The sequence below is a fragment of the Anaerobacillus sp. 63XJN7_5_ISO-PGPR-S23-430 genome, from assembly GCF_056173695.1.
The window spans coordinates 846,638-869,330 of record NZ_CM149686.1 but is presented as its reverse complement, the minus strand read 5'-3'; the positions used below and the strand labels follow the sequence as shown (position 1 = coordinate 869,330).

The window sequence follows — 22,693 nt, the reverse complement described above, 5'->3', positions numbered from 1 at the left end:
AGGACAAACATGCCTGGTAAACATAGCTTCAAAACATTTATTGAAATACTTCTTGTATCATCGCGACTTGGTCTTACTTCATTCGGAGGGCCAGTTGCTCATCTTGCCTATTTTAAAAATGAATATGTCGATCGAAAAAAGTGGCTTGATGATAAAATGTACGCTGACATTATTGCTCTTTGTCAATTTTTGCCTGGACCTGCAAGTAGTCAGGTAGGAATTGCAATCGGAATGATGCGCGGCGGGATGCTCGGTGGTTTCCTATCCTGGTTTGGCTTCACGATCCCATCCATTCTTATTCTTGTCATCTTCGCCATGCTTTATCAAACCTTCTCACTCGGAGATGGGATTTTCATTCATAGTTTAAAAATTGTCGCGGCTGCTGTCGTTCTACATGCCATCATTGGCCTAGGAAAGAAACTCACACCTGACCGAACGAGAATCGCGATCGCATTAGCGGCAGCACTCATTATGCTCCTCTATCCCTCAGCATGGATGCAACTCCTTATTATCGTAGGCGCTGGACTGCTTGGGTTACGTCTTTTCAATGATAAGACAGAATCTAACGTAAAACCGTTTCCTGTTTCTTTATCAAAAAAAGTTGGTGTATGTGCGCTTATCCTTTTAGTAACGCTTTTAATCGCATTACCTATACTCAACCGGTTTACCGATAACGCTCTGCTTCATTTATTTGACATGTTCTTTCGAGTTGGAGCGCTTGTATTCGGCGGTGGTCATGTTGTGCTTCCGATGATCGAACGCGAAATTGTTCCACAGGGACTTCTCTCAGCTGATCAATTTCTAGCTGGTTATGGGATGGCCCAGGCTGTTCCAGGTCCACTATTTACTTTCGCTAGCTACCTGGGTACGATGCTAGAAGGGTTTACAGGTGCTATTGTCGTCACAGTCGCAATTTTCTTACCGTCTTTCCTTTTGATCACGGCAGCACTCCCTTTTCTAAACGAGTTACGAAAACGCGCTTCTTTTCAAAAAATATTAATCGGCGTGAACGCGAGCGTTGTCGGAATACTATTGGCTGCCTTTTATGATCCCGTTTTCAAAAGTGCCATAATAAAAGGAGAAGACTTTGCCCTTGCAGCGATTTTATTCGCTCTCCTTTCAATTTGGAAACTCCCAGCATGGATGATCGTTTTAATCGGAGTTATCGGTGGTTATGTGATTCAGCTTATAAGTTAATGAAAGAAGACGTCGCAATAGCGACGTCTTCTTTCATTAACCATCGTTACTTCCATGTGAGTCTTTATTGATCACTTGGCATCAAACCATCTTCACATATGGTAATGTCCCACGCTAAAATCGTCGTACTGTCTCTTACATTCTTATTCTTTATTTCCTCTAATAACCTATGGATATCCTCCTTAATAAAATCGCCCTTCAATCGATCGATCACTTCCTCTGATTGATGAAAATTCGAATTCGGACATTCAAGAAGTCCATCCGTTGTTAAAAAGATACGATTTATACCTTTTCTCAGCTCCTTTGTTCCTGTGCTAAAGCATGGAACGATCGTATCAAAGGTGTTCACTTCACCAATCCACTCATAGAAACTGCGATGGTTTTGAATCGCTTCCCCAAGCCCCTCTAAATCTGCATGCAATAGAAACAACAAACAATCCCCAACTGAGAACCACCATAAATACTTGCCTTTTCTAACAACGAGCAAGCATGCCGTTTCTCCTTCTACTTCCCTGCATTTTTGTTTAAAGTCTTCATCTTGGAAAAGCGCTAAGACTGTTGGCTGCAATTCACTCATCGCTTCTCTCGTTTCTTTGGCTATAATGCTTGAGATAGTCGAACGGTTCCGCTCAAACTCATCTAGAATTAGCCCTGCACTACTGGCGGTTTTATGCGCATCTAAAACCATGGCTAATTCCCAATCAACACCATTCCAAACAAGACATCCATCTTCGTTCTTCGTTTGACCAGCTGATGAATTTCCACCAAATCGCCCCACGTGAACTTTCCCAACTTGAGAACACGAGGGCTCATCTAGATATGCTTTCTCACTACCTACCCATCGTATACTGTTTCCTTCACTACGGTTATTCTCACTGAGCTCCGTTTCACCCTTATGGATTGCAAGAGATTGGGCCAGTTCTTCCGGATATACATTCAAAGTCTTTAATTTAGCTAACGATACCCAAACAGCCTTATACGTTCCACGACGATAATCAGCCGTCATAAATTCATCGCCTGATCCGCTTCCAAAATCCCCCTGAATAATACTAGCCTTATAGTAATAATTTTCTCTATCCTGGAGGGTACAATATAGCTCTGACAGCTGTACCTCCACACCAAGCTCTTCAACAGCTTCTCTTCTTGCAGCTTGTTCAGGCGTTTCGTTCGTCTCAATCCCGCCACCTGGAATCACATAATATACTTTCCCATTTCGCTTTCGCTCTATTAGCGCGATCTGATTATTCTCGATAAGAATAACTCCCGCTCTTTTTCTTAACACTAATGTTCCCCCTTAATCCGACTGCTTTAACATACTTACAACATTCGTAACTCAAGGGGGAACCTCCTTCTTTCTTTATATTATTGAAGACTCCCCTTACAAAAACTGCATATTTCATAAGATTTTTTTTCAACCAGTTTTCGAAGATACAAAGGGTCATGTGTCCCCTCCCTTTCTTGAACTGGAGTAGTATGGAATTCACATTGATCTCCAGCGAAAGGCGTGCGATGAATCACTCGTTTTGAGTGATCAATTAAATATTTCATCATTTTCCTCCTTGAATCATTTTTGGATGATAGGTACTTAACAAACTAGGAAGAAAATAAAAAAAGCCGAAAAGAACCAGGTTCCTGGTTCTTTTCGGCTTATCACTGGTTCTATCGCCCAGTTTATTTCCACCTAATCTTAATTTGGTTTCATAATAATCGTAATGTAGCTTTTATCTAAAGTAAAATCCCAGTCTACGAAGATATCCTCCACTTTTGCCGAAAGAATCGATTCGAATTGATGATCGTGTAACAACCCTTTTTCAAGTCGTCTTTTCGTTAACTTGAGTTCCTCTTCAAAACCATCGCGAATTAACTCTTTTTCAATCCGAACGAGAATACCTTCTCGAAGAACAACTAACGTACGATCATTCAACTTACAAGAGTCTACGTTTTCAGGTGCTTTTTCTGCAAGCTTACTAACGCGAATGATCTGATCATGAACTTGCTCTTTTTCTTTATACCCTTCAAGTTCGCGTCCTTCAAATGAATTCACTTCTTTCATCACACCAACAATGATACCTGATCGGTTATGAAGCGACCAATCATGGTAGAACGATTCAATCTCAATATCCGCCATCACACGGATAGACGCTTTGATCTCAGGAAGTAATCCAAGCATGAGAAGATCTCTTGTTTCTTCTACACGCATATCTTCTTTCTGATCGACTAGAACGCGTTCCATAGGTGCTAGAAAGTCACGAAAATAGATTGTCATGTAAGGCTCTTGAATCGACACATAAACAGACGATGGCCCTTTTCCAAAATTATCTCTTAACAGCTTGCCAACATAGCTGGCAATTTCAGCTTCATTTGATTTCCGTTCCATTAAGTTCATCCTTTGTTTAGACAGAAACATATTATTCCCCGTCCAGTAATCATTATAGTAGTCTTTCCTAATCAATGAAAGAATATGGATTGATTTTGATATTTCAATTAGATGACAGTGTGTTGTGAACGAAAGAAAATTCCTATTAGAACTGATTCAACACTTGATCTAATCCATTAGGGTAACAGTATTCTATATCATTAAGTATGTCTTCGACCGCTAACCACTCTGCCACAGCATCCCCTTCAATAAAGGAAAATCTTTCTTTCATATAATGAGCCTCATCAATAAACGAAACCGTATACAATTGAATCAATTCATGAGACCATTTCTGATCGATTTGAAACCTATTTTCGAGACACGTTATGTATTTCTCTACTTTTATATCAATACCTAGCTCTTCTTTAAATTCTCTCACAACCGTTTCATTAGAGGGCTCTCCTAACTCTATATTCCCACCTAATGGTCGATAATAACCTCCTAAACCATTTGAGTGCTTACCATAAAATGCTTCAACAAGAATCTTATCTTCTCTAAATAGAAGGCCGAGCGCTTTCACTTTAATCACATCGAGTTACCTCCTATTTTGATTCTTCTTTTTCCTCTTCATCACTAACCAGACGACGCGCTGAAATACCACAGCAAGGGCACCGAGAGACATGATCATTCCAGGGCGTGCCGCTCGATCATCTTCAAACAGGAAAATAAGCAGAATAGCAATGAGAACGAGAGAAAGAGTAAGAGAAAAGAGCACACCTTTTTTCAATTCGAAGTCCTCCTTTTAGGCAAGTAAGATGACCGCGGAAATAATCTACTTTCACATACACATTACCACTTAAAGCACCTTAATGACACTGAAAAACCAGAGGACATTACATCCTCTGGTTAATCCCTCTCTTACTTAAAAATTTGATCGATTCGCTGTACTTCTTCACTCGTTAACTTCACATCAAGCGTTTTTAAGTTATCAACAACCTGCTCTTGACGTTTGGCTCCTGGTATTAGGACATCAATGCTATCACGAGTTAAGTACCATGCCAGCACCATATGAGGAACTTCAACGCCTTTTGCGTTTGCCATTTCGCGAACCTGGTCAACCTTCCTAAGATTCTCTTTAAATGCCTCCCCCTGGAATAAAGGATCCTTAGCACGAATATCATCGAAGGTTGTATTCTCATCATACTTACCAGCTAGAAGTCCTGAGGCAAGAGGGAAATATGGAACAAAAGAAATGCCTTGTTCTGCCGTATAAGGAAGGAGATCCTCCTCAGCTTCGCGATGGAATAAGTTATAGTGACTTTGAAGAACGTCAACATAGCCGTCTTTATTCGCTTCTTTCAACTGCTCCAAGTTGAAGTTAGATACACCAATAGATTTAACCTTGCCTTGATCTTTCAATTCCTTTAGAGCTCCTACTGCTTCGGCTTTCGGAGTATCTTCGTCAGGAAAATGAATGTAAAATAAATCGATGTAATCTGTTTGGAGGCGATTCAAGCTATTCTCAACTGATTGCTTCAAGAAAGCTGGTGAATTATTTAAAACAACCTCTTCCCCCTTAAATTCATGAGCCCCTTTCGTAGCGAGGACGATATCGTCGCGACTGCCTCGCTCTTTAATGACTTGACCAACGAGCTCTTCTGAACGCTCTGGTCCATATATATAGGCTGTATCAAGTAAGTTAATGCCATTATCAAGTGCTGCCCTTACGAGATCTTTCCCAGTTTCTTCATTTAAGTTCGGATAAATGTTATGTCCACCAACTGCGTTCGTACCTAATCCGATCGGATTTGCTTGTAAACCTGATTTTCCAATTTGTACTTTTGCCACTTTCATTCATCCTTTCTATTAAAAGCTTCGCAAAAGTACATTACCACTTCTTACTAATTGGAAAACATCGCTACGCGTTTTCAATACGATTTTTTAATTCTTCAAAAGCTGGTTTCGCTATTAATTCGGATCGCATCAAACGCGAACGAATGCCATCCAACATCCCTTTCTCCTTATCATTCATCCGTTCAACATCAAACTTTTTATGAAACACAGTATAAAGCTCAAAGTCTCTTAAACGCAGGAAGTAAGGAATGGTCTTGAGCCACTCGTCTGAGACGTGAATTTCTTCTCGATATCCTTTCAAAAATGAACGTAAAAATTCTGTCGCAAAGGTTGAACGCTCCGTAAGCGAAGCTGTTCCACATTTTTGCCAGACAGCATAATAAACGGGGATCGCAATATCACTAATATAGTAGTGATACATACTATCGTCGAAATCGAAGAGATGAATACTCTTACCATCAAAATGAAAATTGCCATAATGGACATCTGAGTGAATGAGACCAAACGTTTTTCCTGTTTCATGAAAGGTCTGTATCTCTTCAATTAGTCGTTTACCTTCTATAATAATTCGAGCATCCGCTGTTTTTGAAAGATACCGATCGAATTGAAGCAGGTCACCTGCATCCCATCTCTGTCGCTGAACTGAAACCTGATTTCTCATGGAAATACCGTGCAGTTTCCCAATTTCCTTTCCCCATGCTTCGAACAAGGGAGATCCAAATATAGGATCATCAACTTTAACCGCTCTTCCCGGCACTTTATTAAATAGACAGGCAAAGAACTGCCCATTTGCTGACGAGAAGATCTCAATCATTTCATTGTATTTTGAAGGGTAAGCGCGCGCTACATGAGCCCCTTCATCGTATAAATGATTGACCCATACAAGTTCCGACTTCACTTCTTCTATTGTGCGATGTGAGCTATGAGTAAAGCGAAGGATCCAGAAGTTGTTTTTTTCTTCTACTTCAAAAACATAGTTTTCGAAATCCCCTAGCTTTTTCACACCTATCTTCTGAATACCAAACCGATCAATCGCTTCATCGACAAACGTTTGGGAGAACATTGCTTCAATCCACGCTTCCATCTCCACAACCTCCTTGTTTTCTACTATAATAATTTCGACTCTCGTCTCACATTTCCTTTTAAACAGAAAAACGCCCCCAATAGTGGGAGCGTTAACTGTTATTCTGTCTCTTCTGTAACAAGTTTCAAAGGCACTGGTATCGTTTCGTCTACTTCGTTTCCTTTTAGTACATCGACGCCTGCCTGAACAGCAAGAGAACCGATCTCTTCAGGTTGCTGTGCCACTGTTGCAGATAGCTTACCATCTTTAATGCTATTAATCGCATCTTCGTTACCATCAAATCCAACAACTAGAACATCTTTACCTGAGCTTTGGATTGCCTGAATAGCGCCTAGCGCCATCTCATCATTATGAGCAAATACGGCTTTAATGTCCGGATTACCCTGAAGCAAGTTTTCCATCGTATTTAACCCTTCCGTACGATCGAAGTTCGCTGTTTGTTTTGCCACAACATCAAGCTTTTCATCCGCAATATTATGGAATCCTTGACCACGTTCACGAGTAGCGGAAGCACCCGGTACACCTTCAAGCTCAGCTATTTTAGCTCCTTCACCTAGCTGTTCAACAAGAAACTCTCCAGCCATTTCTCCTCCTTTTTCATTATCAGAGGATACGAGAGTCGCCACATCACCTTTTTCAGCTGAGCGATCAAGAGTAACGACGGGAATACCGAGGCTATTCGCTGATTGTACAGCTGTTGAAATCGCAGCTGAGTCCGTTGGATTAATTAATAGAACGTCGACTCCTTGTTGAATAAGATCTTCTACATCGTTAATCTGTTTTGCCGCATCATTTTGCGCATCGACAACAACAACATCCATTCCATTTTCCTTTGCTTCTGCTTCGACGCCATCTTTCATCGAAACAAAAAATGGATTATTTAACGTTGAAACAGATAAACCAATTTTAATATCTTCTATATCCGTTTCCTGACTCGGTTTCGCCCATTCAGGTGGCTGAAGCGAACACGCTCCAAGCACAAGCAGTGACAAACTAAGCAGAAGTGGCAATAGCTTTTTCATAGTAATCCTCCTAAGCTGCTTTTTTACGATCAATTAGTACAGCAATGATAATAACAATACCCTTAACAACCATCTGGAAGAATGAAGATACTCCGAGTAGATTTAAACCATTGTTTAACGTACCGATAATTAATGCACCGATTAACGTACCAACAATTAATCCTCGTCCTCCGGAGAGGCTTGTTCCGCCTAGTACTACAGCAGCAATGGCATCAAGCTCATAAGATGTACCTGCCGTCGGTTGTGCTGAATTCAATCTAGACGTTAGAATTGCCCCCGCAAGAGCTGACAGTAGACCTGCAAGTGAATAGATCATCACTTTAATTTTATCGACTTTAATGCCTGAAATAAGGGCAGCTTTCTCATTACCACCAATGGCATAAGTTTTTCGTCCGAATGGAGTTTTATGAAGAATAATCCAAAGCACTGCGAAAGAAAGCAGCATCGTGATCGCTGGAACTGGAATACCGAGGAAATAACCTCTTCCAAAAAGTTGGAAAGCATAGCTATCGCCGAGACCTGTAATTGGATTTCCATCCGTGTACACTAGCGTTAACCCTCTGAACATCGTCATCGTTGCGAGCGTTGCAATAAATGGTGCCATCTTTCCCTTTGTAATTAATAGTCCGTTAACCATGCCCATTAAAGCACCAAGCAATGAACCAATGAGAATAGCTAGAATCGGATCAATTCCGGATACCATCATCCCAGCCATAAGCGCACTTGATAGCGCTAGAATCGAACCAACAGATAAATCAATCCCACCTGTTAAAATAACAAATGTCATGCCATACGCAATTAAAGCATTGATCGCTACTTGTCTAAGTAAATTCAATAGGTTTAGTGGTTCTAAAAAACTCGGGTTCATGATGGAAACGGTTACAACTAAAACGAGTAAGCCTAATAGCGGTCCAAGCTTCTGCATGATATTCCCAACATGGTTTGTTTTTAGCGCATTATTCATCTTCTTGACCTCCTGTTGCCAGCGTCATTATTTTCTCTTGCGTTGCTTCTTCTTTTAATACTTCACCAGTCATATGACCTTCACGGAAAACAAGAATGCGATCGCTCATTCCGAGCACTTCAGGTAACTCTGAGGAAACCATAATGATCGCCACTCCTCGATCGGTTAACTCATTCATTAACTGATAGATTTCGCGTTTGGCGCCCACGTCAACACCTCGTGTTGGTTCATCAAGAATGAGGACTTTTGGACCGATACCAATCCATTTCGCAATAACTACTTTTTGCTGGTTACCTCCAGAAAGGTTTTTGGCACTTGTTTTAGCTGACTCCGTCTTAATCGTTAGTCGTTTAATCAACAGCTCCACGAAATCTTCTTCACTCTTCTCATTGATTATCCCTTTTGGTGCAAAGCTATAGAGACTTGGTAAAGCAATGTTATCTTTTAGCGAGAAATCGAGCACAAGACCTTCTTCTTTCCGATCTTCCGTAATAAAACCAAGTCCCAACTGAACAGCCTGGTGAGGACTTTTAATAACAACTTGTTTGCCATTCAGTAGAATGTCACCAGTATATTTCCCATCGAGTCCAAAAATGGTACGCATGATTTCCGTTCTTCCTGCACCCATTAGTCCGGATACACCAACAATTTCCCCTGATCTTACTGAGAAACTAACATTCTCAAACACACCTTTTCTGGATAAACCCTTTACTTCCAACATCGTTTCTCCAAGCTTAGGTGACCGTTCCGGGAAACGATCCGTTAATTCTCGCCCCACCATTTTGCGAACAACCTCGTCAAAGCTCGTTTCTGGAATAGGCTTTGTATCGACTGTTTTTCCATCTCGCATAACCGTAATGCTGTCACAAATGGTGAAAATCTCTTCCATTCTGTGAGAAATGTAGACGATGGAAACACCGCTTTTCTTTAGAGAGCGAATCACCTGGAACAACGTTTGTATTTCGCGTTCTGTTAACGCTGCAGTCGGCTCATCCATGATAATTACTTTCGCATCTGTCATTAACGCTTTGGCAATTTCAATCATTTGCTGTTGCCCAACCGAGCATTTCCCAGCTTCCTGCTGAAGAGGAATCGAGATAGCTAACTTCTTAAATTGCTCATTCGCAATCGCTTTCATTTTTTTCGTATGAATTAGCCCAAAAGATGTAACCGGTTCCTTATTGATGAATAAGTTCTCCAATACCGTTAACTCAGGCCAGATGTTCAGCTCTTGATGAATAAAAGCGACACCGTTTTCTTCTGCTTCTTTTGGGTTATCAAAAACGCGTTCTTGTCCATCTATCACGATTGTTCCGCTGTCTTTCTTATGAAGACCTGTGAGAATGTTCATGAGCGTCGATTTCCCTGCTCCATTCTCTCCCATAAGCGCATGAACTTCGGCATCCTGGATGTCAATGTTCACTCCTTCAAGTACTTTATTTGCGCCAAATGCTTTATGAATTTCCTTCATGCTAATTTGCATGCTGCTCACCTCGTTTAAAAGATTACCCCTGAATGAAGAATACAGTTGGCATATGGCGTTGTCTCGCCTGTACGGATGACAACTTTTGCTTGCTTCGTTTTCTCCTTAAATACTTCATGATCCACATAATCTTGTTCTGTATCTTGAAGCTTACCTTTTAGCCAATCATATACCTTCTGATTGCCTTCTATTTCTTTAGCAAGCGTGACGCGTTCAACAACCATTTCATTTAGAAGTTCGTTCACAACGTCAGTAAAAGCAGGCTGCCCTGGTTTTAAGGCAAGGTCGATTTTCTTCACATCGTCAGGAACCGGGAGACCAGCATCTGCAATGACAATCTGATCTGTATGCCCAAGATCTGCAAGTACTTTCGAAATATGACTATTTAACATTCCTCTTCGTTTCATTCTGATAGCTTCCTTTCAACTTCTTCACGGGTAGGCATGCCGCCCTGTGCTCCAAAACTAGTAACTGAAAGAGAAGCGGCACGATTGCCAAACGTAATGCTTTCTATCAGGTCCTTGCCTTCGGCGATCGCTGTACCAAACGCTGCGTTGAACGTATCTCCTGCCCCTGTCGTATCAACAGCTTTCACTTTAAAGGAAGGAACTAGCACCTCTTCTTTCCCATTGAAGTAGCGTACGCCAGCTGCCCCTTCCGTAATGAACACTTTTTCAGGATAAGTACGTAACGATTCACTAAGAGGCTGACCATTAAAAAGAACGTCCGCTTCATGTTCGTTTGGTGTGATATAGGTTGCACCGTCAATCACCTTTTGTGAGATTTCCCTTGCAGGTGCTGGATTAAGTAGCAACGGAACCTGCTTTTCCTCACATAGCTCTGCTACATATTCCACCGTTTCTTCAGGTATTTCTTGCTGAATCATCACTAGATCACAGCTATCAATGAGCTTAGCTGCTTTAGTGATATATGAAGGGGTAATATGATCATTCGCTCCTTTGACAACAACAATACTGTTATCACCTTCTGCAAGAATAATATGAGCTGTTCCACTCTCCACACCTGTAACCGGTTCCACATAGTCGGTTTTAACACCATTCTTCTTAAAGTTATTTAAGATTGCCTCACCGTAATGGTCATCTCCTACACAGCCAATCATATAAACTTCTGCACCAAGACGCGCTGCAGCAACGGCCTGATTAGCCCCTTTACCCCCTGGAACAGTTTTGAATGATTCTCCTAATACCGTTTCTCCTGCTCCTGGACGTTTCTTAGAAGTAACTACTAGATCCATTGAAGAGCTTCCGATGACCGCTATTTTAGCTTTACGCATTTGGATCAACCTTTCTTGTCGTATTTCGTTCTATTAATGTCACTGGTAATTGAATCGTTTGATCAATTTCTTTTTCTTTGCGGATCATTCGCAAAAGTAACTTTGCTGCTTCTTTTCCCATTTCGTATGCAGGCTGCCTGATCGTTGATAAAGACGGGTAGGACAGGCTACTGAATGGGATATCATCGTAACCAATTAATTGTAAGTCGTCAGGTATGCTTCTTCCAAGACGAAGGGCTTCATGCAAAATCGCAATGGCAACAATATCATTACTTGCAATCACTCCGTCCGTATCTGGATGCTTTGCAAAAAGCTCTTCAGCCCATTTGCCCGCATCATCAAATGCATAAGACGTTGTCGAGAGAACAGAGAAATCAACTTCTGCTTCACTTAATTCTGCAAGTGCTCCTTGAAAGCGATCCATGGCAGGCTTTACATGTGCAGGCCCTTTAATGAGAGTAATTCTTTTGGAGCCTCTCTCAACTAGTGCTCTCGCTGCAAGCCGCCCCCCTTCGATTCCATCTGCATAAACAGATGGATGTTGTGTTGACACACGATCTAGAAAGACGACAGGTAGATCAAGATTTGTATAATTCTCATTGTCTATATTGTTTGTTGCTGAAATCATACCAACAACTTGATTTTGTAAAAAGGTTTGAATGTAATCCAACTCTTTCGTTGCTTCTTCATCGCTATTTCCAAGTAATAACCTGAATCCTGCTCGATTGACTTCATCCTCTATCCCCCTCGCTAACTGAGGGAAAAAAGGGTTCGTAATATCTGGGAGAAGCAGTCCGATAAGCCGTGATTGTCGTTTATAGAGTGAGCGCGCTACTTCATTTGGACTGTAGTTCAAGCTTTTGATCGCATCCATCACGCGTTTTCTCGTTTCTGCACCAACGTAACCATTATCGTTTAATACACGAGAGACGGTAGCAACAGATACGCCTGCTTGCTCTGCTACATCTCGAATTGTAGCCATTTGCTTCACTCCTTCAACATTGTGTAACCGGTTACAGATAATTTACCACAAGCATGAATCCGCTTGCAAGTTTTTTTCTTATATTTTCGACTGACATGTAGGACAGAAGTATAATCTTCTTGATCCCGCTTTGATTTTTTGAATCTCTGTTCCATCAATTCGGCACGGCTTTCCTTCACGATTAAAGACCCAGTGCCTGTATGTCGAACGCGCCTGCCCTTTTTCTTTTAACTTCATAGCAAGATCAATATCGTTTGTAATCCCGTTATGCTTATATGACCGTTCAACAAGAGTGATCGTTGCCTCAGCAGCTTTGTCTAATTGCTGATCTGTGCAGTCCATTGGACGTAAATCAGGATGAATTCCTGCCAGAAAGAGAATTTCACTTCTTAAATAGTTACCAATTCCACCTATAAACGATTGATCTAATAGTAATGATGTCCACTTTTTTCTACGAAACTCCTGTGATTCAAATCGTTCCTTCAATTGTTCAGCGCTTACTTCCTCACTAAGCAAATCCGGTCCAACTTTTGCTATAAATGGATGAAGAGGCACTTCTTCATCGCGTAGAACTTCAATATCTGATGCACTATAAAGCAAAGCTGACTCCTTCTCATTATGTAGCGCTAAGCGAAGCTGCCGATTTGTTTTTGGATAGTTGTAGGCATTACGAATCACCCATTTTCCATATAGCTGGTTATGGGAATAGATTGTATAGCCGTTATCGAAACGAATGAGCATTGCCTTTCCTTTCGTATCTACCCTCTTTACCTCCGCTCCACTTAATAAGGATTCATAGCCCTTTAGCTGTTCGAATGCAAAGAAAACATCCATCACGCGTCCTTTCAGTAATGCTTTTTCCACCTGATCAGCAGCTCTTCTAATTTCTGGACCTTCAGGCATAATCTATGACCTTCTTTCTGGATTCGTAGATTTTTTCATTTGATTTGAAGAGGGATAGTTTAGGAACAAAATCCTTCAATGATAAAATTTTCCCCTTCCTTCTATAAACTAAACGGCTGAAGGGGCTCTCCAATGGAGAACCCCTTCAGTGATACCTACTAGTTTTTTTTCTTATCCACCAATGGTCTTGCGGATCCCTAATACTTTTTCTAACTCTGATTTCTTTTGATTCTCCACGAGAATATAAAGCACATCGTTGACTTTGATTTTGGTATCTCCAGATGGCGCAATCAGCTCATCTCTTCGAATAATCGCACTAACGAGCACTTTATCCGGGAAGGATATATCTGATAGTTCTTCTCCAATCAATTTAGAAGAAGAAGTAATCGTATAGGGAATCATTTCTGCATTTACCGTTGTCGATGAAACCAGCTCTAGAGAATGAGAAGGCACATGTACCTCAGGACCTGTTAAACCTAACTTTTTTCCCACAAATGGAATGGTTGCCCCTTGAACAAGAGCTGATGTAAGGACAATAAAGAATATGAGATTAAAGAAAAGCTGGCTATTTTCTAACCCTTCAAGTAGTGGGAAGGTTGCTAACACAATCGGTACAGCCCCTCTTAATCCTGCCCAAGCAAGGAAGCTTTTTTCTTTTATTGTAAATTTAAACGGAAGACTCGAAAGAAACACTGCAATCGGACGAGCAATAAAAATCAAGATGAGAGAAAGGGCTAATCCTTTTAATACAATCCAAGTTGAGAATAATTCAGAAGGATTTACTAGGAGACCTAGCATAATAAACATCAATATTTGCATCATCCATGCAATTCCATCATGAAACCGGAAAATCGCTTGTCCATACGGAAGACTTTTCGTATTACCAAGGACAAGGGCAGCAGCGTAAACGGCAAGCAGACCGCTTGCGTTAATCAAATCTGTCGCGCTGTATGTAATTAAGGCAATGGCAATCGAAAGAACAGGATATAAACCGTTCGATCCCAACTCAACTTTCTTCATTGCCCAGGATGCTAAATACCCGAATAGTACGCCTAATAAGAGTCCAGCTCCCATTTGCCAGAAGAATGAAAGAATCACAGATGCACCAAATGTTTTCTCTCCGATGGCAAGTTGTAATAAAGCAAGTGTTAGAAACATCGCCATCGGATCATTCGAACCCGATTCAGCTTCGAGCGTAGATTGTAGTTTCCGCTTAATGTTTTTTCCCTTCAATACGGCAAAAACAGCGGCAGCATCTGTTGAGCCTACAATCGCACCTAGAAGCAGCGCTTCATTCCAATTAACATCCAAAATCATTTTGGCAGCTACACCAAATAAGCCTGAAGTCACAAGGACCCCTACTGTTGCCAATGATAATGAAATAGGAAGAACAGCCTTTGTACGACGCCATTCGGTTTGCAAACCACCATCAAATAGAATGAGTACGAGTGCTAATATCCCAAGTGACTGCGTGAGTGACGCGTTATCAAAATAAATATACCCCAGTCCGTCGCTACCAAATATCATTCCAACGATAATAAATAATACGAGTGCCGGTACGCCTAAGCGAGAAGAAAACTTCGCCATGAAAACTCCGCCAATTAAAAAGATGGCGCTAAATAAAATGACTATATTCGTCTCCATCGATTTCCCTCCCTTCTATAAATGAACATCAATTTTCAGTTTCGGAATCTGAGCAGAATTTATACCAATATATTTTAATGTTTCACTTCTAGTTGCATGACCATATATCTTCTGAATTAATGACACAGCAACTCCCTGTTGAAAGGCATGATAACCAAATGTTTTCCTTAAACTATGGAAACTAATCGGTTGATCTAATCCCGCCTCTTTCCCAGCTTGGGATAAGATTCGATGAACCTGCTGTCTTGTAATGGGGTGTGTCGGGTCTTTTTTCGTATGAAAAAGATAATAGTTTGTCTTTTGAGGTCGATTATCCATGTAGCGTGTAAGCGCGCGCTTTACTTCTGTATTGAGGTAAATATCTGTAGTTTCTGTGATAGAGGATTCAAGATAATCTTTGAAAGACTCATTGTTCATAACATCATGAAGAGTGAGATGTAAAAGAGGTGTTAAACGAATACCGGTATTAATACTGAGAATAAAAAGCAAATAATCTCGTTTTGATCGATTTATTAACGCTTCTTTTAAATGATAGATCTGTTTTGTATTTTGAATAGCTTCGACGGCATTCACTCTTATCACATCCTTTAATGTGACTCAATTGTATCACAGCATAGGTTATGTCACTATTGATATGCTTCTTTGAAAGAATGCTCCTCTGTAAAAAGGAATTCGTGTCTCTTTCGTAGTATAATAACTGTGTAGGAATAAAGGAGGGCTCTCAATGAATCTAACAAATTGGTTTGACCAGGGTATGACGATGCAACAATACATTCATAGTATGGACGAGCATAAAGGTGATTTATTAACCATCTACAATCATTTCGAGCTCGAAAAATCCAATCTTGAATTTCTTCATTCTCTTCAATCTGAGAAACTACGTGCCCTTGTGATAACGGCTGACTGGTGCGGTGATGCGATGGTAAACCTTCCTATTTTCATGAGAATGGCTAATGAGGCCTTAATAGAATGCAAATATTTTATCCGCGATAACTATCTTGAATTGATGGATCTCTATTTAACGAATGGAACAGCGAGATCGATTCCAATCATCGTTTTAATTGATTCAGAGGGTAATGAAGTTGGAAGATGGGGACCACGTGCTCCTGAAGTTCAAGCTTATGTGGACCAAGCCAAACAGGCCCTTCCTCCAAAAGGAGATCCGAACTTTAAAAAGGCCTTTCTTTCTTTTATAAGCGAAACGACTGAACGTTTTACGACTGATCATGACATGTGGACGCATATAAAGGATGATATGCTCGCAATGCTGAGTCAATCGGTAACAGTCACAAAATAATAAATCCAAAGCCTGGCAAATGCCGGGCTTTTTTCATGCCATTATAAAATGCTCTATGCAATTCACTAATGTTGACAGTCGACACCAGTCGCATTAGACTTGAGGGTATAGATTTTTCCTGAAGGCAAAAAATATGACGATAGGAAATAATAGATAGATTCTTAGAAGGAGAGTTTACTCATGGGTGATTGGATTGTTGGATTAAGCCCTGTAACACAGGCATTCTTATTTACGTTGTTTACATGGGGCGCCACAGCACTTGGGGCATCTTTTGTATTCTTTACTAGAACCGTCAATCAGAAAGTCTTTGATGGTATGCTCGCATTCGCAGGCGGAGTTATGATCGCTGCAAGTTTTTGGTCCCTGCTCAGTCCCGGAATTGAAATGGCTGAACAACAAGGAGTACCAGGCTATATTCCTGCAGTTGTTGGTTTTCTATTAGGAGGGTTTTTCCTTCTTCTCGTAGATCGCATCTTGCCTCACATTAATGAGGATTTGTACTTTAAAGAAATTAAAGATAAAAAAGCAAAACACCGCACAGCGATGCTTGTTTTCTCCATTACAATGCACAATATTCCAGAAGGTCTAGCTATTGGTGTAGCATTCGGAGCTGTTGCTGCAGAATTTTCAACCTCCACACTTGCTGGTGCCATTGCGCTTGCAATCGGTATCGGGATACAAAATATCCCTGAAGGAACCGCCGTTGCTGTTCCACTTCGAGGTGACGGTATGTCCAGAGCCAAAAGCTTTTTCTACGGGCAGCTATCAGGAATTGTTGAGCCAATTTCTGCCGTAGTGGGTGCCTTAGCGGTTATCTACATTCAACCTTTACTACCGTATGCACTAAGCTTTGCTGCTGGAGCAATGATTTTCGTAGTAGCAAAAGAAATCATCCCTGGCTCACAAGAAAAGGGGAATGTGCAGATCGCATCCATCTCATTAATGATCGGTTTTTCAGTCATGATGGTCCTTGACGTAGCACTAGGTTAAGAAAGAAAGGCGCATCATCCGTAATAGGATGATGCGCCTTTTCTAATACCTTTAGTAACTGTTTCTGGTTTTAGCACAGCATTTTAAAATGCATAGCGAAATAGTCCATAATAGAGTGGAATAAGCATTATGATCGAAAAGATAACGGTTGTCATCTTTACTGTTTTCTCACTCATTCCCTCAATCGCTTCATCACTTTGATCAAAGTAGAGGACAAATAGAAGATCCCAAAGTAAACCAAGGAAAAAAACAAATTTCCATAATAGCGCTGGGCCTATGCTGATTTCAGTAACATATCCAAATAACCCTGTCCAAGTTGTTGCTGACACGAGAAAGTCTATCTTCATTGAAGCGGTCTTATACTTTCCTTTTAACAAAAATCCTATCGCTGGTGCTCCAAGTACTCCAAGATACAAAATCCATAAAATATCCGACATTCTCAATCCTCTTTCGTTCACAAGTTCGTGACATAGGAGCCTAAGTCTACCTCGAAACTAAGCACATACACCTTTAGTCTACAAGAAACATAGGCAATAGGGATATAGTTACTTTTTAATTTCTGAGGAAATCACAATTTAAGAAGATTGTTTTTGACGATTTTCTTTCTTCTCTTTAGAAGCTTCGGCTAATTTTTTTAGTAACGTTTTTTCTCTTTTTCCTTCTGCTTCTTTCGCTTCATTACGTAATGATTTAAACAGATTAACGCACATGATAATCAAGATTACTGTAAACGGTAACGCAGCAACAAGCGAAGCTGTTTGAAGTCCCTGAAGACCACTACTAATAATCAATACTGCTGAAATAGCAGCAATAAGCGTTCCCCAAACAAGCTTTGAAAATAAAGAAGGATTCAAATCACCGTCAGAGGTCATCATACCGAGAACAAAAGTAGCCGAATCCGCAGAAGTAACAAGAAAGACGCAAATCAAAAAGATAGATAGCGTCGATAACACCTGAGTTAACGGAAATTGTTCAAGCGTCACGAATAATGCACTTGTCACATCCTCATTAACAGCATCGGCAATCGCTGTTCCTTGAAATAGATCGAGATGGAAAGCCGCTCCTCCGAATACAGCTATCCACACCATAGCAATAAACGGTGGGACAATCAGAACCCCAAAAATCATTTCGCGAATGGAACGTCCTTTAGAGACACGAGCAACGAAAGCTCCAATAAATGGCGACCACGCAATGACCCATGCCCAATAAAACACGGTCCATTCTTTCACCCATGTTCCACCTTGATAAGGGGTCATAAAGAAACTCATTTCAATGAACTTCTGAATATACCCACCTAATGCTAATGTAAAGCTCTCAAGTATAAAAACAGTTGGTCCAAGAAAAAGAACGAATAGCATTAAGATAAGAGCTAAAGCCAAATTTAAATTACTTAAGTACTTGATGCCTTTGTTTAATCCTGTAGTTGAAGATGCCATATACAAGACGAAAAGAATGGCAGTAATGCTAATTTGAACGACCGCATTTTGCGGAAGTCCGTACATATAATCCAGCCCACCATTGATTTGCAAAATACCAAATCCAAGTGATGTGGCTACACCCATCACGGTTGCAATGACCGCAAGAATGTTAATGATCTTCTTCCACGATGCCTTACTTCCTGATTTAGACTTACTTGAAATCGTTTCACTGATTAAGCTTTTACGACCTTTTCTATATTGGAAATAAGCCATCACAAGCCCTACAACCGTAAAGACCGACCACTGGTGAATTCCCCAATGAAAAAAAGAATAGCGCATGGCAAGCTTTGCTGCCTGCTCTGTCTCTCCTTCAACACCAAAACCTGCTGGTGGGTTAGCGAAATGCGTCATTGGCTCTGCGACACCCCAGAAAACAAGACCTACCCCAAAACCAGCACTAAACAGCATGCCAATCCAGGTGAAGAATGGATATTGAGGTTTCTCATCATCTGGACCTAAGCGAATTTTACCGTATTTACTAATAGCTAAATAGAAACAAAAAACCACGAAGAAAATAACCGCTATTAAGTAAAACCAGCCAAATGCATTCGTTGTAAACGAGTAAACTGAGCTAGCTACGGATGCAAATGACTTAGGTACCACAGCTCCCCAAATCACAAGTAACAATACGACTATACCCGATACCCAAAAGACCGGGTTCTTTCTTTGACTTTCCTTTTCTTTCATAGATCTCTCCTTTCAGATTGGTAGCAAAATCAAATTCAACATATCCCAATCATTTTTTCACTAGTCTGACTACATTATCATTTACCCTTATAAAATTCAAACTAACCAGATTTACCCTTTTTTCTCCAAATTTTAGACAAACAAAAAATCGACTTTAGCAGTCGATTTCAATCAAACATCACTTATGTGACCTTCTATTATACATCCAAATAAAGGGTTTGCTTAGGAAGAGTCGGACGAGAAACTTTTACACTTGGATCACTGAACTCCATCGATTCAAGAATTTGTTCTTCAGAAAAGCCGGTCATTTGAGAAAGCTTCCGAATATCTATCTTCTTCTTAGATAATCGTCTCGAATGTTGAATCGCGACCTGTGTTTGATGATGCACAACGGAATACCGATGCGTAAAAGTCCCCACAGAATGTTTCACAGCTAATCCCCTTCCGTTAGTGAATTAATGAAATAACTTCCATAAAAAATTAATTACGGTACAGTTACCCCATCTTCTATAAACTAAACTGGGTATTACGTCTCGCCCGAATCATTCTTCTCATCCAAACCTATACGGTAGTCCCTCTCACCAGTCTTATAATTAGAAATATTTAGGACAAATCTCTTGCTTAAGCCGAAGCTGCTTTGCTATGGTAATGTTCTGATTTAAAAAAGGGGGACATGATCATGAGATCGAATCGTTTTTTACTGTTGCTCGTTTTGATAGTTGTATCAATTCTAGCAGCGTGCAGCAATAATAGCTCTGAAGAAGAAAGAGACACTGCTTGGGAAGAGATCCAGGATGCTGAGTCAATTAAAATAGCGACTTCTGGTACACTTTATCCAACTTCTTATCATGAGCAAGAAACAAACGATTTAACTGGCTTTGATGTAGAAATTGTGAAAGAACTGGCCAACCGTTTGGATTTAGAAGTGGAATTTGTTGAAATGGGTTTTGACGGAATGCTGACAGCTGTTCAAACAGGAAAAGTCGATATGGCTGCTAATGATATCGGCATTACAGAAGAGCGCAAAGAAAAATTTGCACTTTCTACGCCATACAAACATTCTTACGGCACGGCTATCGTTCGTGCGGAGGATCTATCTGGTATAGACTCAATCGACGATTTAGAAGGAAAGAAAGCAGCCGGTGCAGCTACAACGAACTTCATGAAACTCGCAAAGGAAAAAGGCGCTGAAGAAGTAATCTATGATAATGCGACAAATGAGCAATACCTTCGCGACGTTGACAACGGAAGAACCGATGTCATTTTAAATGATGTTTACTTGCAGCGATTGGCTCTAGCGGCATTTCCTGAACTTGACCTTACCATTCACCCTGCTATTCAATATATGCCAAGTGAAGGCGGTCTTTTGATGAATAAGGAAAACGAAAAGCTTATTACTGAAGTGAATGAAGTAATTGAAGAAATGCTTGAAGATGGAACGATTCGTGATCTATCAAAGACGTTCTTTAACGGGGCTGATGTAACAGAACTCCCAGAAGATATTGAATTCCAAAAATAACTTACGTCTCTTATAGTTAAAAAGCAGATTTTAGACAAGAAAAAAAGCCGTTCTCCTTTGTTGGAGAACGGCTTTCATCTGTTACACAGCTTTTGCATTAATTTCTACATCAATGTTGCCTCGCGTTGCCTTGGAGTAAGGGCATACTTTGTGAGCTTCTTTTGCGAGCATTTCTGCATCTTCTTGGCTTACACCTTTAATTTCTACATTTAAAGCTGCGCCGATTTTAAAGCCATTGTCAGCTTCATCTTTCAATAAGCTAACATCTGCTGTGATTTTCGAATCAATATCCATCTTCTTCTTAGATGCCACAAGATTTAATGCACCATCATAACAAGCCGCATAAGCAGCAGCAAACAGTTGCTCAGGGTTTGAGCCAGTTTCGCTTGATTTTTCTGTTGGCATAACAAGATTTAAGTCAATTAAACCGTCCGAAGATTTAACTTGTCCATTACGTCCGCCTTCTGCAGTTGCTTGTGAAGTAAACATTACATTACTCATTGAATATCAGCTCCTTCTAATTTGCATACAATTAAAATGTCCCCGTTTCTCCTCTCTTTTAAACGTCTTACTTTTACAAATGCATGCTTTCATTCCATATATCGGTTGATTTTCGTTCAAATACGGGGTATGATTGAACAAGAACATTTGTTCGTTTATTTAAGGGGGAATATGATTGAACACTACTGCTCTGCTTCTCATTGATGTCCAAAATGGAATGTTTCATCGCGGGTCTTCCGTCTACCAAGATGCCAGGCTACTATACAACTTAAAAAAAATCACAGCCTCCGCTAAATCAGAACGCATACCAGTTTACTATATCCAGCATGAAACAAATGGAAATCACCTAAAGCGGAACACGATTGATTGGGAGCTTCATCCCTTTTTCACCATCGAAAAGGAAGATGAAGTGATTTACAAAACAACACCAGATGCCTTTCATCTCACTCGCCTGGAAGAAAAACTCCATTCTAAAAACATCAATCATCTTCTTATAACTGGTATTCAAACAGAAGTTTGTGTAGATTCAACATGTAGGAGCGCCTATAGTAAAGGATTTTCTATCAGTTTAATTGAAGATGCTCACAGTACTTGGGATACGTCTCTACTAAACGCTAAAAAAATCATCCAGCATCATAACCAGACACTTCAATGGTTTGCAGATCCGATCTCAACAGATCAATTTGTTGATAGATTACGCTAAATTTCTACATGCCTAATCGCTTCCACTCATTCAACACTTGTGGAATTTCTAATAACGATTGGATCGAGGCGTCTCCTAACTCTTCGGATGTATTGAACCCTTTCTTCCATATTGTTTTCATTCCAGCGTCACTAGCACCCTTTATATCATTTATCTTATGATCCCCTATAAAAACGGTTTGAGAAGCTTTTAAATCAAGCCGCTCAAGGCTACGCTGGAAAATCACTTTCTCTGGTTTTTTCACGCCCTCTTGTTCAGAAATAAGAATAACGTCAAAATGGTTTTCAATTCCCAGAGCACTAATATTTCTATACTGGAATGCTGTTTTTCCATTGGTGATTAAACCAAGTAAGTACCCACTGCTTTTTAAGCGATCTAGCATATCGATCAAACCATTGAAAGGTTTACAATGAAGGTGAAAGGAACAAATATAATCCTCTAGAAGCGCTTCTGAAGATATTGTTAGTTCATATTCATCTACTAGCTGTTCGTAAACGCGATCTTTCCACGTATACCCATTGTTATCTAAAGTAATGAAACGTGAGCAAAACTGTTCTTCCTCTATGTCTGCTAAAGATGTGAGGTAGCGTTTATATTGGTCATGAATAAAGATATTCACTGAGTCTTTCCTATTCAAAAGCGTCTCATCAAAATCAAAAAGAATCCCTTTTATCAATTGCCTCATTTCCTTTCTAAATCCCACTATATTTTTAGATTAGCATAAATTTTCATAAT

26 protein-coding genes are annotated in these 22,693 nt (G+C 40.3%); 5 read left to right on the top strand and 21 right to left on the bottom strand.

Annotated elements, in window-relative coordinates:
- Positions 1-9 precede the first annotated feature (9 nt).
- The gene (gene chrA / locus AC0VYJ_RS04700) at positions 10-1,197 is read left to right on the top strand and encodes a chromate efflux transporter (protein WP_475366662.1); all 1,188 of its coding nucleotides are present in this window, start codon (positions 10-12) and stop codon (positions 1,195-1,197) included.
- Positions 1,198-1,261: 64 nt separating this feature from the next.
- Here chrA and AC0VYJ_RS04695 read toward each other — a convergent pair whose 3' ends face one another.
- The 16 genes from AC0VYJ_RS04695 to AC0VYJ_RS04620 form a co-directional block, all read right to left on the bottom strand.
- Entirely contained in the window at positions 1,262-2,479 is a 1,218-nt protein-coding gene (locus AC0VYJ_RS04695) for an NUDIX domain-containing protein (RefSeq protein ID WP_475366661.1), read from the bottom strand.
- Positions 2,480-2,559: 80 nt separating this feature from the next.
- Complete coding sequence (locus tag AC0VYJ_RS04690; RefSeq protein ID WP_194220403.1) at positions 2,560-2,745, bottom strand: hypothetical protein; 186 nt, start codon at positions 2,743-2,745, stop codon at positions 2,560-2,562.
- A gap of 139 nt (positions 2,746-2,884) precedes the next feature.
- Positions 2,885-3,574 carry a Na-translocating system protein MpsC family protein gene (locus AC0VYJ_RS04685; protein ID WP_430243768.1) on the bottom strand — a complete coding sequence of 230 codons (690 nt, stop codon included), beginning with the start codon at positions 3,572-3,574 and terminating at the stop codon, positions 2,885-2,887.
- Between the two features lie 145 nt (positions 3,575-3,719).
- Entirely contained in the window at positions 3,720-4,142 is a 423-nt protein-coding gene (locus tag AC0VYJ_RS04680; protein WP_430243769.1) for an NUDIX hydrolase, read from the bottom strand.
- 6 nt (positions 4,143-4,148) lie between these two features.
- Positions 4,149-4,340, bottom strand: coding sequence for a hypothetical protein (locus AC0VYJ_RS04675; protein ID WP_430243771.1), 192 nt, complete (start codon positions 4,338-4,340; stop codon positions 4,149-4,151).
- Positions 4,341-4,471: 131 nt separating this feature from the next.
- The gene (locus tag AC0VYJ_RS04670; RefSeq protein ID WP_475366660.1) at positions 4,472-5,407 is read right to left on the bottom strand and encodes an aldo/keto reductase; all 936 of its coding nucleotides are present in this window, start codon (positions 5,405-5,407) and stop codon (positions 4,472-4,474) included.
- A 64-nt stretch (positions 5,408-5,471) separates the two neighbouring features.
- Positions 5,472-6,491 carry a phosphotransferase enzyme family protein gene (locus AC0VYJ_RS04665; RefSeq protein ID WP_475366659.1) on the bottom strand — a complete coding sequence of 340 codons (1,020 nt, stop codon included), beginning with the start codon at positions 6,489-6,491 and terminating at the stop codon, positions 5,472-5,474.
- Positions 6,492-6,589: 98 nt separating this feature from the next.
- Entirely contained in the window at positions 6,590-7,513 is a 924-nt protein-coding gene (rbsB, locus tag AC0VYJ_RS04660) for a ribose ABC transporter substrate-binding protein RbsB (protein ID WP_475366658.1), read from the bottom strand.
- A 10-nt stretch (positions 7,514-7,523) separates the two neighbouring features.
- The gene (rbsC, locus tag AC0VYJ_RS04655) at positions 7,524-8,477 is read right to left on the bottom strand and encodes a ribose ABC transporter permease RbsC (RefSeq protein ID WP_194220396.1); all 954 of its coding nucleotides are present in this window, start codon (positions 8,475-8,477) and stop codon (positions 7,524-7,526) included.
- A complete protein-coding gene (locus AC0VYJ_RS04650; RefSeq protein WP_475366657.1) occupies positions 8,470-9,960 on the bottom strand; it encodes a sugar ABC transporter ATP-binding protein in 1,491 nt (496 codons plus the stop codon). The genes rbsC and AC0VYJ_RS04650 overlap by 8 nt, the downstream gene beginning before the upstream one ends.
- A gap of 14 nt (positions 9,961-9,974) precedes the next feature.
- Complete coding sequence (gene rbsD / locus AC0VYJ_RS04645) at positions 9,975-10,367, bottom strand: D-ribose pyranase (protein ID WP_475366656.1); 393 nt, start codon at positions 10,365-10,367, stop codon at positions 9,975-9,977.
- On the bottom strand, positions 10,364-11,254 hold the full coding sequence (gene rbsK, locus AC0VYJ_RS04640; RefSeq protein WP_430243777.1) for a ribokinase: 891 nt from the start codon (positions 11,252-11,254) through the stop codon (positions 10,364-10,366). The genes rbsD and rbsK overlap by 4 nt, the downstream gene beginning before the upstream one ends.
- Positions 11,247-12,236 (bottom strand): LacI family DNA-binding transcriptional regulator, encoded by a 990-nt coding sequence (locus tag AC0VYJ_RS04635; RefSeq protein WP_475366655.1) that lies wholly within the window; start codon positions 12,234-12,236, stop codon positions 11,247-11,249. Before AC0VYJ_RS04635 ends, rbsK begins: the two co-directional genes overlap by 8 nt.
- A 78-nt stretch (positions 12,237-12,314) precedes the next feature.
- The gene (gene nei, locus AC0VYJ_RS04630) at positions 12,315-13,139 is read right to left on the bottom strand and encodes an endonuclease VIII (RefSeq protein ID WP_475366654.1); all 825 of its coding nucleotides are present in this window, start codon (positions 13,137-13,139) and stop codon (positions 12,315-12,317) included.
- A 171-nt stretch (positions 13,140-13,310) separates the two neighbouring features.
- Entirely contained in the window at positions 13,311-14,783 is a 1,473-nt protein-coding gene (locus AC0VYJ_RS04625) for a potassium/proton antiporter (protein ID WP_303530342.1), read from the bottom strand.
- A gap of 15 nt (positions 14,784-14,798) precedes the next feature.
- On the bottom strand, positions 14,799-15,356 hold the full coding sequence (locus tag AC0VYJ_RS04620) for a tyrosine-type recombinase/integrase (protein WP_430243780.1): 558 nt from the start codon (positions 15,354-15,356) through the stop codon (positions 14,799-14,801).
- Positions 15,357-15,507: 151 nt separating this feature from the next.
- Here AC0VYJ_RS04620 and AC0VYJ_RS04615 point away from each other — a divergent pair, with 151 nt between their 5' ends.
- Together AC0VYJ_RS04615 and AC0VYJ_RS04610 are read left to right on the top strand one after the other, a co-directional pair.
- Positions 15,508-16,080, top strand: coding sequence for a thioredoxin family protein (locus tag AC0VYJ_RS04615; RefSeq protein WP_475366653.1), 573 nt, complete (start codon positions 15,508-15,510; stop codon positions 16,078-16,080).
- Positions 16,081-16,260: 180 nt separating this feature from the next.
- Positions 16,261-17,070, top strand: a complete 810-nt coding sequence (locus tag AC0VYJ_RS04610; RefSeq protein ID WP_430243784.1) for a ZIP family metal transporter — start codon at positions 16,261-16,263, stop codon at positions 17,068-17,070.
- 83 nt (positions 17,071-17,153) lie between these two features.
- On the opposite strand, the gene AC0VYJ_RS04605 is transcribed toward AC0VYJ_RS04610, so the two are convergent.
- The 3 genes from AC0VYJ_RS04605 to AC0VYJ_RS04595 all read right to left on the bottom strand — a co-directional run bounded on the left by AC0VYJ_RS04605 (position 17,154) and on the right by AC0VYJ_RS04595 (position 19,666).
- Complete coding sequence (locus AC0VYJ_RS04605; RefSeq protein ID WP_303530348.1) at positions 17,154-17,507, bottom strand: hypothetical protein; 354 nt, start codon at positions 17,505-17,507, stop codon at positions 17,154-17,156.
- A 138-nt stretch (positions 17,508-17,645) separates the two neighbouring features.
- Positions 17,646-19,235: a BCCT family transporter gene (locus tag AC0VYJ_RS04600; RefSeq protein ID WP_430243787.1), complete on the bottom strand. Its 1,590-nt coding sequence runs from the start codon at positions 19,233-19,235 to the stop codon at positions 17,646-17,648.
- Positions 19,236-19,432: 197 nt separating this feature from the next.
- Entirely contained in the window at positions 19,433-19,666 is a 234-nt protein-coding gene (locus tag AC0VYJ_RS04595; protein ID WP_475366652.1) for a hypothetical protein, read from the bottom strand.
- Between the two features lie 248 nt (positions 19,667-19,914).
- Here AC0VYJ_RS04595 and AC0VYJ_RS04590 point away from each other — a divergent pair, with 248 nt between their 5' ends.
- Positions 19,915-20,754 carry a transporter substrate-binding domain-containing protein gene (locus tag AC0VYJ_RS04590; RefSeq protein ID WP_475366651.1) on the top strand — a complete coding sequence of 280 codons (840 nt, stop codon included), beginning with the start codon at positions 19,915-19,917 and terminating at the stop codon, positions 20,752-20,754.
- A gap of 81 nt (positions 20,755-20,835) precedes the next feature.
- On the opposite strand, the gene AC0VYJ_RS04585 is transcribed toward AC0VYJ_RS04590, so the two are convergent.
- Entirely contained in the window at positions 20,836-21,255 is a 420-nt protein-coding gene (locus AC0VYJ_RS04585) for an organic hydroperoxide resistance protein (RefSeq protein ID WP_194220382.1), read from the bottom strand.
- Between the two features lie 175 nt (positions 21,256-21,430).
- Between AC0VYJ_RS04585 and AC0VYJ_RS04580 the strand changes: the two genes are divergently transcribed.
- Positions 21,431-21,958, top strand: coding sequence for an isochorismatase family protein (locus AC0VYJ_RS04580; protein ID WP_430243792.1), 528 nt, complete (start codon positions 21,431-21,433; stop codon positions 21,956-21,958).
- Between the two features lie 4 nt (positions 21,959-21,962).
- Here AC0VYJ_RS04580 and AC0VYJ_RS04575 read toward each other — a convergent pair whose 3' ends face one another.
- Positions 21,963-22,643, bottom strand: a complete 681-nt coding sequence (locus AC0VYJ_RS04575) for an HAD family hydrolase (protein ID WP_475366650.1) — start codon at positions 22,641-22,643, stop codon at positions 21,963-21,965.
- Positions 22,644-22,693: the final 50 nt, after the last annotated feature.

Coding starts and splice junctions, on each gene's coding strand:
- chrA (WP_475366662.1), top strand. CDS start 10: ATGCCTGGTAAACATAGCTTCAAAACATTTATTGAAATACTTCTTGTA.
- AC0VYJ_RS04690 (WP_194220403.1), bottom strand. CDS start 2,745: ATGAAATATTTAATTGATCACTCAAAACGAGTGATTCATCGCACGCCT.
- AC0VYJ_RS04685 (WP_430243768.1), bottom strand. CDS start 3,574: ATGGAACGGAAATCAAATGAAGCTGAAATTGCCAGCTATGTTGGCAAG.
- AC0VYJ_RS04670 (WP_475366660.1), bottom strand. CDS start 5,407: ATGAAAGTGGCAAAAGTACAAATTGGAAAATCAGGTTTACAAGCAAAT.
- AC0VYJ_RS04665 (WP_475366659.1), bottom strand. CDS start 6,491: ATGGAAGCGTGGATTGAAGCAATGTTCTCCCAAACGTTTGTCGATGAA.
- rbsB (WP_475366658.1), bottom strand. CDS start 7,513: ATGAAAAAGCTATTGCCACTTCTGCTTAGTTTGTCACTGCTTGTGCTT.
- rbsC (WP_194220396.1), bottom strand. CDS start 8,477: ATGAATAATGCGCTAAAAACAAACCATGTTGGGAATATCATGCAGAAG.
- AC0VYJ_RS04650 (WP_475366657.1), bottom strand. CDS start 9,960: ATGCAAATTAGCATGAAGGAAATTCATAAAGCATTTGGCGCAAATAAA.
- rbsD (WP_475366656.1), bottom strand. CDS start 10,367: ATGAAACGAAGAGGAATGTTAAATAGTCATATTTCGAAAGTACTTGCA.
- rbsK (WP_430243777.1), bottom strand. CDS start 11,254: ATGCGTAAAGCTAAAATAGCGGTCATCGGAAGCTCTTCAATGGATCTA.
- AC0VYJ_RS04635 (WP_475366655.1), bottom strand. CDS start 12,236: ATGGCTACAATTCGAGATGTAGCAGAGCAAGCAGGCGTATCTGTTGCT.
- nei (WP_475366654.1), bottom strand. CDS start 13,139: ATGCCTGAAGGTCCAGAAATTAGAAGAGCTGCTGATCAGGTGGAAAAA.
- AC0VYJ_RS04625 (WP_303530342.1), bottom strand. CDS start 14,783: ATGGAGACGAATATAGTCATTTTATTTAGCGCCATCTTTTTAATTGGC.
- AC0VYJ_RS04615 (WP_475366653.1), top strand. CDS start 15,508: ATGAATCTAACAAATTGGTTTGACCAGGGTATGACGATGCAACAATAC.
- AC0VYJ_RS04610 (WP_430243784.1), top strand. CDS start 16,261: ATGGGTGATTGGATTGTTGGATTAAGCCCTGTAACACAGGCATTCTTA.
- AC0VYJ_RS04605 (WP_303530348.1), bottom strand. CDS start 17,507: ATGTCGGATATTTTATGGATTTTGTATCTTGGAGTACTTGGAGCACCA.
- AC0VYJ_RS04600 (WP_430243787.1), bottom strand. CDS start 19,235: ATGAAAGAAAAGGAAAGTCAAAGAAAGAACCCGGTCTTTTGGGTATCG.
- AC0VYJ_RS04590 (WP_475366651.1), top strand. CDS start 19,915: ATGAGATCGAATCGTTTTTTACTGTTGCTCGTTTTGATAGTTGTATCA.
- AC0VYJ_RS04585 (WP_194220382.1), bottom strand. CDS start 21,255: ATGAGTAATGTAATGTTTACTTCACAAGCAACTGCAGAAGGCGGACGT.
- AC0VYJ_RS04575 (WP_475366650.1), bottom strand. CDS start 22,643: ATGAGGCAATTGATAAAAGGGATTCTTTTTGATTTTGATGAGACGCTT.